A 14,596-nucleotide genomic window follows, 5' to 3' on the forward strand; every position below is an offset into this window, starting at 1 on the left:
TGAATGTGCGTGATAACTCGCTGGCAAGTTAGCGCGGCCGATAGTGACGTCCGTGTCACCAGCGAGGGGTTGAGGTGTTTCAAGTTACATCAGACTTGCGGTTACAGAATCTGAGAAACCCGTAAGTAACAGGGCGTTGTTTCGAGAGGGTTTTCGCAGGCTAATAACAAGGCAGGGAGAATTCTTCTGCGACGCAGGAAAGGTCCTACGTCGTTCTCGGAAGGTGTTTGCAGGCAGTAGGGAATACTTTTTCAACGCCCATAAAAAAGGCCGCTGCAAACGCAGCGGCCAAGGTAAGACGTTGGATCAAGGAGCTACAAATCAACGTCAGTGAACACCGGGGCGATAAACCGAAGTCTTCGATTCATCTGAAATCTGTCAGCAATGGCCTGAGTCGCTCAAAGGCCAGTGCTGCGCGCTTTGCGGAGTGTCCCGTGAAAGCGCGTTCAGAATAAGGTGTTGACCACGTAGGAAAAATACCAATTCCGGACATGCACTGTTGCGGGGCACGTAACAGTCCCATGTGCTGATGTGCACCATGCGCGGCACTGATGATCTTCCATCCAGCCGATCCATGAACGGCGCAAAGCCCCGTCGTTAAAGGCCATTCATCCTTTCGAGCGACAACACGAATACCTCCTTGGTGCGCTTATCGACGCGGTTGCCCGGCAGTAGGGTGGGGCCTTCTGTCACTCACCGGGGAAGACGCATGACAAAAACAACAATGCGCGCCATCTTCACACCGCAGGCGCTGGCCGCCGCGGTGGCTTTGGGTTGCTGCGCCCAGGCGCACGCGGTTGCGTTCAACATTGGCGAGATCGAGGGCACCTTCGACTCGTCGCTGTCGATCGGTGCGAGCTGGGGCATGCGCGATGCCGACAAGTCGCTGGTCGGCACGGTCAATGGCGGGACCGGGCAATCCTCGACCGGTGATGACGGGCGTTTGAATTTCAAGAAGGGCGAGACCTTCTCGAAGATCTTCAAAGGTATTCACGATCTTGAACTCAAGTACGGCGACACCGGTGTCTTCGTGCGTGGCAAGTACTGGTATGACTTCGAGCTGAAGGACGAAGACCGCGAGTTCAAGCCGATCAGCGACAGCGGACGCAAGGAAGGTGCGAAGTCCTCCGGCGCACAAATTCTCGATGCATTCGTCTATCACAACTATTCCATTGCCGATCTGCCGGGCACCGTGCGCGCGGGCAAGCAGGTCGTGAGCTGGGGCGAAAGTACCTTCATCGGTAACTCGATCAACAGCATCAACCCGATCGACGTTTCGGCGTTTCGTCGCCCCGGAGCGGAGATCAAGGAAGGCCTGATTCCGGTCAACATGCTGTTTGGCTCCCAAGGCCTGACCGATCAACTGACCGTCGAAGGGTTCTATCAACTGGAATGGGACCAGACCGTTCTCGACAACTGCGGCACCTTCTTCGGTGTCGATGTGGCGGCGGACGGTTGCAACAACGGCTACACCGTTGGCAACCCGGCAATCGCACCGTTTGTCCCGCTGACCCAGGCTTTTGGCCAAGGCATTCAGGTGACTCGCGAAGGCGTGGTGATCCCCCGTGGCGGCGACCGCGATGCGCGGGATTCCGGGCAGTGGGGCACGGCATTGCGCTGGCTCGGTGACGACACCGAATATGGCCTGTATTTCATGAACTACCACAGCCGCACGCCAACGGTTGGCACTACCACGGCTGGCCTGTCGACGCTGGCGGCATTGCCGGGCATGGTCGGGATCGCCAATGGCCTGGCACCCGGCAGCGGTTCCGGCCTGGCGCAGAGCGTGATGCTCGGGCGCGGTGGTTACTACCTTGAGTACCCGGAAGACATTCGCCTCTACGGCGCGAGTTTCTCCACCACGCTACCCACCGGCACCGCATGGACCGGTGAGATCAGCTATCGGCCCAACGCTCCGGTTCAGGTCAACACCAACGACCTGACGCTAGCGCTGCTCAACCCGATTGCCGGTGGTGCTGCTTCGCCGATCGCTACCACTGCGGGAGCCGACAACAAAGGCTATCGGCGCAAGGAAGTCACGCAGATCCAGAGCACCCTCACGCACTTTTTCGATCAGGTGTTGGGCGCGGAACGCCTGACCGTGGTCGGCGAAGCTGCGGTGGTGCATGTCGGTGGCCTGGAGTCGCGCAGCGAGCTGCGTTATGGCCGCGACTCGGTATACGGCCAATACGGTTTCGGTGGTGATACCGACGGTTTCGTCACCTCGACCTCGTGGGGCTACCGTGCCCGGGCGATCCTCGATTACGCCAACGTGATCGGCGGGGTCAACTTCAAACCCAACCTGTCGTGGTCGCATGACGTCGCCGGTTATGGCCCCAACGGCCTGTTCAACGAAGGTGCGAAAGCGATCAGCGTCGGCGTCGATGCCGACTACCGCAACACCTATACCGCGAGCCTCAGTTACACCGACTTTTTCGGTGGCGACTACAACGTCCTCGAAGACCGTGACTTCGTCGCTCTGAGCTTCGGCGTGAACTTCTGATCTGCCCGAGAAGGATGAATGCAATGCGCAAAATGATTCTGCAATGTGGTGTGCTGGCCCTGAGTCTGCTGGCGGCCAACGTGATGGCTGCGGTGTCGCCGGAGGAGGCCAACAAACTCGGCACCAGCCTCACGCCGCTCGGCGCCGAGAAGGCCGGCAATGCTGACGGTTCGATACCGGCATGGACCGGCGGCATCCCGAAAAACGCCGGGGCGGTGGACAGCAAAGGCTTCCTCGCCGACCCGTTTGCCAATGAAAAACCGCTGTTCACCATCACTGCTTCCAACGTCGACAAGTACAAGGACAAGCTCTCGGACGGGCAGGTGGCGATGTTCAAACGCTACCCGGAAACCTACAAGATCCCGGTCTATCCGGCTCACCGCACGGTCGCCGTGCCAGCGGAAATCTATGAGTCGGCCAAACGCAGCGCGCTCAATGTCACCAGCATTAACGATGGTAATGGCCTGGCCAATTTCACAGGCAACCGCTACTACGCCTTCCCGATTCCGAAGACTGGCGTTGAGGTGTTGTGGAACCACATCACCCGGTATCACGGCGGTAACCTGCGGCGCATCATCACCCAGGTGACCCCGCAGACCAACGGCAGCTACACGCCGATCCGCTTCGAAGAAGAGATCGCCGTGCCGCAACTGATGAAGGATCTCGATCCGGAAAAAGCCGCCAATGTGCTGACTTTCTTCAAACAGTCGGTAACGGCGCCGGCACGTCTGGCCGGTAACGTGCTGCTGGTCCACGAAACCCTCGATCAGGTGAAGGAACCGCGTCTGGCGTGGATCTACAATGCCGGCCAGCGCCGCGTGCGTCGGGCGCCGCAAGTGGCCTATGACGGCCCGGGCACCGCCGCCGATGGCCTGCGCACGTCGGACAACTTCGACATGTTCTCCGGCGCTCCGGATCGCTACGACTGGAAACTGGTCGGCAAGAAGGAAATGTACATCCCGTACAACAGCTACAAACTCGATTCGCCGAAGCTCAAGTACGACGACATCGTCAAGGCCGGGCATATCAATCAGGACCTGACCCGCTACGAACTGCACCGCGTCTGGGAAGTGATCGGCACGGTCAAGCCGAGCGAGCGGCACATCTATGCCAAGCGTCACATGTACATCGATGAAGACAGCTGGCAAGTGGCGCTGGCGGACCACTACGACGGTCGCGGGCAACTGTGGCGTGTCGCCGAAGGTCACGCTCAGTATTACTACGATCACCAGGCGCAGGCCTACACACTGGAAGCGCTCTACGACATCATTGCCGGTCGCTACATTGCCCTTGGAATGAAGAACGAAGAGAAGCACAGTTTCGAGTTCGGCTTCGAAGCCAAGGCTGCCGACTACACGCCAGCGGCCTTGCGCGCAGAGGGCGTGCGGTAACGGTTGTGATACACAAGCGAGGCAAAAGGCGACCGCTCGGTCGCCTTTTTTATGGACACCAATCAGCGCGCTGAATACTCGTCAACAAGTGCAGGGGAGAGGGCTAGGGTGAGGGCACAACGATAAAAAGGCTCACCCGATGACCGCTATGACTGCCTGTCTGGATCGCCCCGGATTCTTGCCCAGACTATCTTCCCATCATCAACTTCGCCCTCGACTGAGTGAGCCGCTACTGACATCGGTGGCGCGGATCAGGTTGATCTGCGCCCCGCCCGGCAGTGGCAAAAGCGCGTTGCTCTCCGAATGCTTGTCACAGGCACCGGCACACTGTGTGGTGCACTGGCTGCCACTGATGGGCGTGTCGTTGAGTACGGAGGAGTTCTGTCAGCGGCTGAGTCTGGCATTGGGGCTGGCAGCAATGGATGAGGCGCAATTGGCGGCGGCACTGGCACGCTGGTCAGCGCCCACCTGGCTGTTTATCGACGACTATTGTCGGCTCCCCGACCCGGCTCTCGATGCATTGTTGGACCGCTTGCTGGCGCTCAGCAGCCCGGCATTGATCTGGTGGATCGGCGCGCGTCGACGCCCCCAGTGCAATTGGCCACGGTTGCTGCTGGACGACGAATTGTTTGAATGCGAAAGCGCGACGCTGGCGCTGACCCCGGAAGAAATCGCCCAGGCGTTAAAACACCTGTCAGCGGAGCAGGCTGCCAGTGTGGCCGCGCGGATTGTTCATCGAACCGGTGGCTGGTGCGCCGGGGTGCGCATGGCGCTGCTGCAAAAATGCGACTGGTCGCAAACCCTTCAGCCGCAGCAAAGGGTGGAAACGCTGCTGGATTATCTGCAGCACGAACTGTTCAGCGGTCTGACGCCGGAGTTGGCCGAGGTCTGGCGGGTACTGGCGAATCTGCCGCGCTTCAATGCTGAGTTGTGTGAGCACTTGTTCGGTGCCGGAGAAGGCGCGGACTACCTGCGCACCCTGCAAACGCTGGGTTGCTTCATCGAACCATGGAATGACTCGTCCCAGTGGTTGCAGATCTTTGCACCTTTGGCTCAAGTGATGCGCGATGAGCGCTGGCCTGCGGCCCGCTCATGGCATCGTCGGGCATGCCAATGGTTCGCCGCTGCCGGGGATTGGCGCTCGGCTTTCGAGCAGGCGCTGCTTGCCGAAGAAGTCGAAACGGCAGTGAGTCTGTTGCAGCACTTCAACTTCGAGCATCTTTTTGAAGAGCAAACGGTGGTGCTGTTGTTGCGCCTGCATGAATCTCAGGGCGAAGGAGTGACCTTGGGATCACCGCAGTTGGTTGGGCTGATTACCGCAGCTCTTTTGTTTGCCGGCCGTTTTGAACAGGCCACGCAGTGCATCGCGCACCTGGCGAGGTTCATGCCGCAACCTTCGGCGGCACTGGAACGACAACTGATTGCACGCTGGCAAGCACAACAAGGCTGGCTGATGCATTTGCAGGGGCGTATGACGCCTGCGCGCGAACTCTTTCAGCAAGCTCTGGAAGCGCTCGATGGCGATGCCTGGGCCACAAGGCTGCTGTGCCTGTCAGGGCTGACTCAACAAGCCTTGCTCTGCGATGAACTCGAACAAGCGCACACCATCAGTCGCGAAGCGTTGTGTCTGGCGCGGGCACAAGGCTCCTTGCTGTTTGAAGGCTTGCTGGAACTTGATCACGCGCAGTTGCTTGAGCAGCGTGGTGCTCCAGCCCGCGCTGACAACCTGCTACTGAGCATTGAGCAGTTACTTGGCCAGCGCGCTGAGCGGCCATCGCCGCTGCTCGGTCGTATCGCCCTGCGTCGTGGTCGATTGGCGTTGGTCATGGGGCTGGAGGAGCAAGCCGCCGTTCTGTTCAAACGTGGCCTGGAGGATTGTCTGCGCAGTCACGATAAACGGGTGTTGTTCGGCTATCTGGGGCTGGCGCAGATAGCGGCCAACCACTGTGAATACACGCAAGCATTCGAGCGCTTGCACGAGGCCGAGCGGTTGATGCAGCAGCGCAGGATTCCAGACACGGTTTACCGTGGTGTGTTGTTACAGGTCAGTAGCCAGATCTGGCTGCAGCAGGGGCGGGCGCAGTTGGCACATGAGGCGTTGAGCCGGGTGCTGCGCCACTATCAACCGCCGAACGCGTTGCAGGCGCCTCCGGCGACGGTTCAACTGATAGCGCGTATCCAGTATTTGCTGATATTGGCCACGGCATCTTTGCAACGCGGTAGTGATCTCCCGGAGCAACTTCAGATGTTGCTGGATAAAGCCCGCAAGTGCGGGGCGCAGACACTTGAGGCGGAGTTGCATTTTGCCCTCGCCGAAGTGGCATTGCTGCACAGCGAGTCGTTACGGGTGGTTGAGCATGTGGAATGCGCGTTGAAGATCGTCCGGCGCTCGGAGGCGCAATTGCTGATACGCCAGGTCACCCTGCGCTCGCCGAACATATTTGATCGGACAAATGTGCTGGAGGAAAAGCAGCAAGTTGTAGCCGAATCTGAAGCTGAAAGTTCACTGAGTCAGCGAGAGTTACAAGTCTTGGTGTTGATTGCGGCAGGTGATTCCAATCAACAAATCGCAGAAAAACTTTTCCTTTCATTGCATACCGTTAAAACTCATGTCCGAAGGATCTATATAAAATTGGGGGTGATGCGTAGAACGCATGCGGTGGCCAGGGCCAGAACATTGGGTTTGATGTAGGTGTGAGGTTGTTAGATGTTTGTAGTTGTGACTTAGGGGGTTGTTGGTGTTGTAATTAAACACTGTTGGAAACAGTGTGGTGGGTATCTTTCTGCTCTGAATCTGAATTAGCTTGATTTGGCGAGGCAAGTTGTAATTGGCCACTTGTCATTATCAAGCTGATAGAGATTCCATTATGGAAATTAATAAAGAAGCCGAAAGCCAAAGTCTGCGTGAAGTGGGGAAAGCCCTGGAAAGTATCTCGCAGGAATTGAAGCGTGTTCCGTCATTTTCAGTGGTGGTGCAGGACACTTTGCGTGAGGCGTTATGGAAGGTATCCGAAGGTGTGCGGCTGAGCAGCCTGTTCGTCAATGTCGTGGCGGGCGCCAAACCGAAAAATAAACAGCCGGTCGGGCGGTTGCTGGATATCGCGCTTGAGTGCCTGCAAAGTGGTCGGCCGCCAAACTATGATGTCAATGATTATGGTGTATTCGATCACCCGAATTTTACCAGCCGTGAAGACATTCTTACGCAAGTCCCGATCTCGGCTATTGAAAAATCAGTAGCAGATTTGCTGAAGAAACTGGCGGTTGATTACACGGCAACTGTGCGGCAGTACTGGGAAAACCCGACCGTTCAAAAAGCAGCTGGGGCTTATCCTCAGTTGTCGCGAAAGTCTGCTTTAGGTGTGCTCGAGGCTAGCCTTTTCGCTCGTGAGTTGGAGGCGCTGACGATTCAAGGGGGCATTACTCAGCAACAAAGCGCGCTGATCAGTACGACCGTACAACCCAGTCTGACCGGTACTTGTTACGGGGTTTTCATTGAAGGTCAGAATGGCAAATACATCGAGCAGAACGCGATGTTTGTATTGCCCCTTACAACCCCTGTCTATGAGCAGTTGATTCCCGGTGAGCAGGGCGCTGTCGTACTCTACTGCGCGAATCGTGGTCTCGAATTGTTTTCTTCCATTTGGAAGCTTGAACAAGCGTTGTTGAGCCGACTGGGCTCCGCGGAAACTCAGGAAGAGTTTCTGCAAACGCTGTCGCTCAGTGAACGCGTTGGGTTCGCCTACGTCCCTGCTATTCGTTTTTTGAAAGTTCGTGCGAATTTGTTTGAGAGATTCGTTGATAAGCGGATTCAGACGATGTACAGCGACATCACTGGGTATCTAGAATCCGTCGGCAAGCCAGACGCGGAGTTTGATAAAATTGTTGTCGCCGTAGAGGCCGCACAATCGTTGCCCGATTTGAATCGTCAGGCCAGAAAACGCCAGGTACAACTGATTAAGCATGTCGAGCGGAATGCTTGGCCGCAATGGTTGAAAAGCACTTCCGATGTCAATCAGGAAGTGTATGTTTCCCTGCAAAAAGAACTGCTTGAAGCCGAAGTCAAACTTCATGAGGTCACTCACGGAGTTGCTTCGCTGAAAGACTACGCGCGGTTGGCCGTAGAGGACTTCATATCGCCGGGTAAAGATGAGCGTATCGACCCGGACACTGTATTCGTGAAAGTCACCCATACCGTGCCTCTGGCGGATGGAAAAAAGGTGGAACTCACCGAGCGCAAAACGCTGACTCAGGCCTTTATGCAAGGTGCTCATGATCTGGCAGGTCAATATCAGATTGTTCCGGAGGTCCCCTCCAGTCTGCCAAAGTTGAGTCCATCGAACATCCTGCGTGCCATCAAGTCGTTGGACGTTCGTGTTGCCTATACCACGGCTCAACGTCTTCTGTATTCGCAAGCCGAAGTTACCGAGTCGCTGCGATTGGTCCTTAGCCGTAAAACAGCGCTGACCCTGTTCGCGGCGATTCTGCAGAAACACGTGGGACCTTCAGCTCATAAATTGGTGATGGGTTATAACCTCGGCGATACGTCCATTGAAACGCTGGGCGTGGCGCTCAAACACTGGTTCAAGCCTTTCAATGGTTTGCTGGTTTATCGCAGGAAAGGTGTGGCAGCCGATCGCAGCGCGCATGTCCTGCATATACCGGGTTCGCCAGCCGGGCAGGAGTGGTTTGAGTTCACCGACCTGAAAAGCCTGCAGCAAAAGTTGGCGCAATGGGCGGCCAAGGCTGAAACCTGGGCGTACTTGCTGAGTCAGGCACATGCCAGCGACAGTGCGCAGATGCAAAGTGATTATCTGAGTCTAAAACCATTTGCGGTACTGAATGAATGGTGGTGGTCGAAGATTAAGTTGGTCGATTTACCCGAAGCGGAGCCTTTGTTCGGAGCCGTTCAAAATCACATCTTGTGGAGTATCGATCAAACCGAGGCTGCCACCCCTCAATGGTACAGAAAGGCCAGCTCGAGCGATCAGCACCTACTCAATCGTCTGAACGCTGATTTCAAGGCTATTCATCATCATTCCCGGGAAATGCTGGCGGTCGAGCCGTTCAAACAGTTTGCCTGCCATTTGGTGAAGAAGGAGCTGAAGCAGTATTTTGCCCGGACAGGTTTATCTGTGGACATTAACCCTGACGAGGTATGGGTCAAATTTCACGCAGACTCGAAGATCAGCCTGACCGATCTGTTTATTCAGTGGCAAAAGTGGCGCAGTGACGTAAGTGCGTTCGAGAAATTTTTCACCTGGGTGAACCCTCAATTGGCCGGTATTGAAAATTTGCGAGAGCAACTCAGACAGGCCACCTTCTGGACGTTTACCGGACAGCCCATTGCCCAACTGAATGCCAGAGTTATCAATGATCTGATCGATCTGAGGCCCGGTGAAAAGTATCTTCAATATCTGAAAGATAAATTCCTCAATGCGTCCGACATTGACTTGAAAGCAAGTCTGTATCGAAAAACAAAACAAAATGAAATGCTCCGGACCGCGTTGATTCAGAAAATCAAAGGCGAGCTCTCCCTCGACCAATTCAGCTGGTTGCAGGGACTCATTAACGGATTTGATCGCGATCTGCCTCGTCAGGGCATCATCACCACGGGTGGGAAGCCGGGCATTGGCGTTTACGAGTTCACTCTCAGGGGACGCGCCCTTGTCGGGGCTTACGTTTTTGGGCGCAAAGTCAGCGGGCGTGATGAGTTTTTTGTCTATATTCCCGATACGCCTGATGGCAAGGATTTCTTCCCTGTCCAGGAACTTGCAGGTCGATTGAAAAGCGTGACCTTCAACAAAAAGGTCTTGAGCCTCGCTCGTCTGGAACATCAGCAGGCGGTGGAAAACCTCCTGGACACCTACTGGGACTCGAACCCGGTAGCGACCAGCACTCCGGAATTGACCAACAGTTATCCAGTACTGGCTTTCAAACAGGAGTACCTGGCTAAAATCGGGCAACTCGTCGCTGATGTGGATTTTCAGACGAGCAGTTATCTGGAAGCGCTGTGGAAGGATGTGAGGGTACTGGCCGAATTTGCCCTGGATGTAGCTTCGATGTTTATTGCGCCACTTGGCCTGGCACTGACCGTACTGCGCATTACTCAGTCGGTTGTGCTGGGCATTGTGGCTTCCAGTCAGGGCTCCGATGAGGCTGCGAACGCACACTTTGCATCGGCGTGGCGAGGGGCGATTCTGTTGTACGTTGGCAAAGTGGCGGCGATCGGCACGCCCGTGAACCCGATTGCTCTGCTATCGAGCGTCAGGGATTTCGCCGATGTGATGGCAGGCGTCACCGGTGTTGAAGTCAGCATCAACTATGTGACAGCAATCACCGCACCTCCTGCGGTCGTGAACAGCACCACTCGTCTGCTCAACTGACAGATGAAACTGCGCGAGTAACGGCCCTCGTTACTCGCTCGATTGGCGCCGTTCAGGCCTGCAGAGGTTCATAACCCATCCGCCAACTCACGGCCCGCGTCGCCGCCAGCAACCGCTGCGCCGCCGGGCCGTTTTCGTCGGCGTGGAACAATGAAGTGGGGCCAACGATGGTCAACACGGCGGCGACCTGGCCGACGGCGTTGAACACCGGGGCGGACAACGCATCCACACCCGGCATCAGCAGGCCATGCACATGATGCAGACCGCGTTCGCGGATCTGTTCGCACAGGGTTGCGTAGGTTTTTTCATCCTTCAATGGATGATCCACAGCGGCAATTTCCTGCTCGCGCAACTCATCGGTTTCCCGATGGGGCAAGTAGGCGCTGAACACCAGTCCAGTCGATGAACTGAGCAGTGGCAACACTGAACCCAGTTGCGTCACCACCGTCACCGCGCGCACCGCCGGTTCGATATGCACCACGGTCGCGCCCTGATTGCCCCACACCGCCAGAAAGCAGGTTTCGTTGAGTTCGTCGCGCAGTTCGGCCAACGGCAGGGCGGCGACTTTCAGCACGTCCATACTGTTGAGTGCGGCCAGGCCTACACGCAAGGCTTCGCGGCCGAGCCCGTAATGGTTGGTTGCGGTGTTCTGCTCGGCGAATCCTGAAGCAATCAACGCTTGCAGATAGCGATGAACCTTGCTCGCTGGCATCTGCACATGTTCGGCCAGACGCGACAACGAAGTGGACGGCGACAGCTCGGCCAGAGCCTTGAGGATGTCGGTGCCGACTTCGGCGGAGCGGACTTTCTGTTTGCCGTTGCTGTCGCTGGTTTTTTCCATGGTGCGGCCGGGTTCCGAAACGAATGGGCGTCTTTATAGCTTGACGCTGGATAGCGAGCAAATTACGTTATGCGTAATCTAATTACGATAATAACAACCCCGGCGTGCCGAAACCTCTGAGCCAGAGCGATGGGCCACTGCCGACTCCCTGTTCAGGAGGCTCCATGAACCTCGATTCAACCGCCCTGGCGCTGGCGTATCAGTCCGGTTTCGGCAACGAATTCAGCTCTGAAGCGTTGCCCGGTGCGCTGCCCGTTGGCCAGAACTCCCCGCAAAAAGCCCCCTACGGCCTCTACACCGAATTGTTTTCCGGTACAGCATTCACCATGACCCGCAGTGAAGCGCGGCGCACCTGGATGTACCGGATTCAGCCGTCGGCCAATCACCCGGCCTTCGTCAAACTGGAGCGGCAACTGGCCGGTGGCCCGTTGGGTGAAGTGACGCCCAATCGCCTGCGCTGGAACCCGCTGGAGATCCCGGCCGAGCCGACCGATTTCATCGATGGACTGGTGAGCATGGCCGCTAACGCGGGTGCAGAGAAACCGGCCGGCATCAGCATCTACAACTATGTTGCCAACCGCTCGATGGAGCGGGTGTTCTTCAACGCCGACGGCGAATTGCTGCTGGTGCCGCAACTCGGTCGTCTGCGCATCGCCACCGAATTGGGTGTGCTGGAAGTCGCGCCGCTGGAAATCGCCGTGCTGCCGCGCGGCCTGAAATTCCGGGTTGAATTGCTCRACCCACAAGCGCGCGGCTATGTCGCCGAGAACCACGGCGCGCCGCTGCGTCTGCCGGATCTGGGGCCGATCGGTAGCAACGGTCTGGCCAATCCGCGTGACTTCCTGACCCCGGTCGCCGCTTACGAAAATCTGCAGCAACCGACCACGCTGGTACAGAAGTTCCTCGGTCAGTTGTGGGCCACCGAGCTCAATCACTCGCCGCTGAACGTGGTCGCCTGGCACGGCAATAACGTGCCGTACAAATATGACCTGCGCCGTTTCAACACCATCGGCACCGTCAGCTTCGATCACCCGGACCCGTCAATCTTCACCGTGCTGACTTCGCCGACCAGCGTGCACGGTCTGGCCAACCTCGACTTCGTGATCTTCCCGCCGCGCTGGATGGTCGCCGAGAACACCTTCCGTCCGCCGTGGTTTCACCGCAACCTGATGAACGAATTCATGGGCCTGATCCAGGGCGAGTACGACGCCAAGGCCGAAGGCTTCGTGCCCGGCGGTGCGTCGTTGCACAGCTGTATGAGCGCCCACGGCCCTGATGGCGAGACTTGCACCAAAGCAATCAACGCCGAACTCAAACCGGCGAAGATCGACAACACCATGGCCTTCATGTTCGAGACCAGTCAGGTGCTGCGCCCAAGCCGCTTCGCCCTCGACTGTCCGCAACTGCAAACCACTTATGACGCCTGCTGGGCCACTTTGCCCGCCACGTTCGACCCGACCCGGAGATAACCCATGACGCAGAATTCCATCACCCGCAGCTGGGTTGCCTCGGCCAACGGCCACGCTGATTTCCCGCTGCAGAACCTGCCGCTGGGTGTGTTCAGCAGTAACGGTGCGATGCCGCGCGCTGGCGTGGCGATTGGCGACCATATCTTCGATCTGCAAGTAGCACTGGAAGCCGGGCTGTTCGACGGTGTCGCGCGCAGCGCTGTCGAAGCCATGCACGGCGGCCAGTTGAACGCATTCTTCGAACTCGGTCGTGAGGGGCGTGTGGCACTGCGCACCCGTCTGCTGGAACTGTTCAGCGAAGGCAGCACGCACCGCGGCAACATCGAAGCCCAAGGCGCGAAACTGCTGCCCCTGGCCGCCGATTGCCAGCTGCATCTGCCGGCACGCATCAGCGATTACACCGATTTCTACGTCGGCATCGAGCACGCGCAGAACGTCGGCAAACTGTTCCGCCCGGATAACCCGCTGCTGCCGAACTACAAGCATGTGCCGATCGGTTATCACGGTCGCGCCTCCACCGTGCGTGCTTCCGGTACCGACGTGCGTCGCCCTAAGGGCCAGACGCTACCGGCCGGTCAGACCGAGCCTGTGTTTGGCCCGTGCGCGCGCCTGGACTATGAGCTGGAACTGGGCATCTGGATCGGTCAAGGCAACGAGATGGGTGACTCGATCGCCATCGGTGACGCGGCTGATCACATTGCCGGTTTCTGCCTGCTCAACGACTGGTCAGCGCGCGATATCCAGGCCTGGGAATACCAGCCACTGGGGCCGTTCCTGTCGAAGAGTTTCATCACCAGCGTCTCGCCGTGGGTGGTCACCGCCGAAGCGCTGGAACCGTTCCGCACCGCGCAGCCGAAGCGTCCTGAAGGTGATCCGCAGCCGCTGCCGTACCTGTTCGATAAACGCGATCAGGACGGCGGTGCCTTCGACATCGAACTGGAAGTTTTGCTGCTCACCGAAGCCATGCGCGAGCAGAACCTGCCGGCCCATCGCCTGACCCTGAGCAACACCCGCTACATGTACTGGACCGTCGCGCAAATGGTCGCGCACCACAGCGTCAACGGTTGCCAATTGCAGGCCGGCGATCTGTTCGGTTCGGGCACCTTGTCCGGCCCTGAAAACGGTCAGTTCGGCAGCCTGCTGGAAATCACCGAGGGCGGTAAAAAGCCAATCGAGCTGGCTTCCGGAGAAGTGCGTAAGTTCCTTGAAGATGGCGACGAAATCATCCTGCGTGCGCGTTGTGCCCGTGACGGTTTTGCTTCGATCGGCTTCGGCGAATGCCGCGGCAAAGTGCTGGCGGCGCGCTGACAGGAGCGGGTTATGGATCTCTATACCTATTACCGTTCGACCTCGTCATACCGCGTGCGAATCGCGCTGGCGCTGAAGGGCCTCGACTATCAGGCGCTGCCGGTCAATCTGATCGCGCCACCCGGTGGCGAGCATCGGCAAGCGGCGTATCTGGCGATCAATCCACAGGGGCGGGTGCCGGCCCTGCGCACTGATGAAGGCGGTTTGCTGATTCAATCGCCGGCCATCATCGAGTACCTGGAAGAACGTTATCCACAGGTGCCGTTGCTGCCGGAAGATTTGTTCGCCCGCGCGCAGGTGCGCGGTGTGGCGGCGGTGATCGGTTGCGATGTGCATCCGCTGCACAACGTCAGCGTGCTCAATCGCCTGCGCCAGTCAGGGCACGACGAGCCGCAGGTGGTCGAGTGGATCAGTCACTGGATCAGCCAGGGGCTGGCGACGGTGGAGCAATTGATTGGCGACGAGGGCTTCTGTTTCGGCGAGTGGCCGTGCGTGGCCGATGTGTACCTGATTCCGCAGTTGTATGCAGCGGAGCGGTTCAATGTCTCGTTGGATGCCTACCCGAAAGTCCGCCGCGTTGCCGCACTGGCGGCTGAACATCCGGCGTTCATCAAGGCGCATCCTGCCAACCAACCCGATACCCCGTAATTCCCCTGTGGGAGCGAGCCTGCTCGCGAAGGCTGAGTGTCAGTCACCATTCA

Annotated in this window: 8 protein-coding genes; 7 read left to right on the plus strand and 1 reads right to left on the minus strand. The window is 57.8% G+C overall.

Features of this window, described 5'->3' with window-relative positions:
- Positions 1–709: 709 nt before the first annotated feature.
- The 4 genes from AC1DVF_RS18100 to AC1DVF_RS18115 all read left to right on the plus strand — a co-directional run bounded on the left by AC1DVF_RS18100 (position 710) and on the right by AC1DVF_RS18115 (position 10,277).
- Entirely contained in the window at positions 710–2,503 is a 1,794-nt protein-coding gene (locus tag AC1DVF_RS18100; protein ID WP_476336660.1) for a DUF1302 family protein, read from the plus strand.
- A gap of 23 nt (positions 2,504–2,526) precedes the next feature.
- Entirely contained in the window at positions 2,527–3,894 is a 1,368-nt protein-coding gene (locus AC1DVF_RS18105) for a DUF1329 domain-containing protein (protein ID WP_477782907.1), read from the plus strand.
- Between the two features lie 139 nt (positions 3,895–4,033).
- Complete coding sequence (locus AC1DVF_RS18110) at positions 4,034–6,586, plus strand: LuxR C-terminal-related transcriptional regulator (RefSeq protein ID WP_460089901.1); 2,553 nt, start codon at positions 4,034–4,036, stop codon at positions 6,584–6,586.
- Between the two features lie 175 nt (positions 6,587–6,761).
- Positions 6,762–10,277, plus strand: a complete 3,516-nt coding sequence (locus AC1DVF_RS18115; protein WP_477782908.1) for a dermonecrotic toxin domain-containing protein — start codon at positions 6,762–6,764, stop codon at positions 10,275–10,277.
- Between the two features lie 52 nt (positions 10,278–10,329).
- On the opposite strand, the gene AC1DVF_RS18120 is transcribed toward AC1DVF_RS18115, so the two are convergent.
- On the minus strand, positions 10,330–11,118 hold the full coding sequence (locus AC1DVF_RS18120; RefSeq protein WP_095125413.1) for an IclR family transcriptional regulator: 789 nt from the start codon (positions 11,116–11,118) through the stop codon (positions 10,330–10,332).
- A 164-nt stretch (positions 11,119–11,282) separates the two neighbouring features.
- On the opposite strand from AC1DVF_RS18120, the gene hmgA reads away from it, so the two are divergent.
- Genes hmgA through maiA form a run of 3 tightly spaced genes read left to right on the plus strand, consistent with a single transcriptional unit; the run spans position 11,283 to position 14,543 of the window.
- Complete coding sequence (gene hmgA / locus AC1DVF_RS18125; protein ID WP_477782909.1) at positions 11,283–12,587, plus strand: homogentisate 1,2-dioxygenase; 1,305 nt, start codon at positions 11,283–11,285, stop codon at positions 12,585–12,587.
- 3 nt (positions 12,588–12,590) lie between these two features.
- Complete coding sequence (gene fahA, locus AC1DVF_RS18130; RefSeq protein ID WP_186625426.1) at positions 12,591–13,895, plus strand: fumarylacetoacetase; 1,305 nt, start codon at positions 12,591–12,593, stop codon at positions 13,893–13,895.
- A gap of 12 nt (positions 13,896–13,907) precedes the next feature.
- Positions 13,908–14,543, plus strand: coding sequence for a maleylacetoacetate isomerase (gene maiA / locus AC1DVF_RS18135; protein ID WP_093436118.1), 636 nt, complete (start codon positions 13,908–13,910; stop codon positions 14,541–14,543).
- The last annotated feature ends 53 nt before the right edge of the window (positions 14,544–14,596 follow it).

This window comes from Pseudomonas sp. P4_D7 (genome assembly GCF_056401755.1).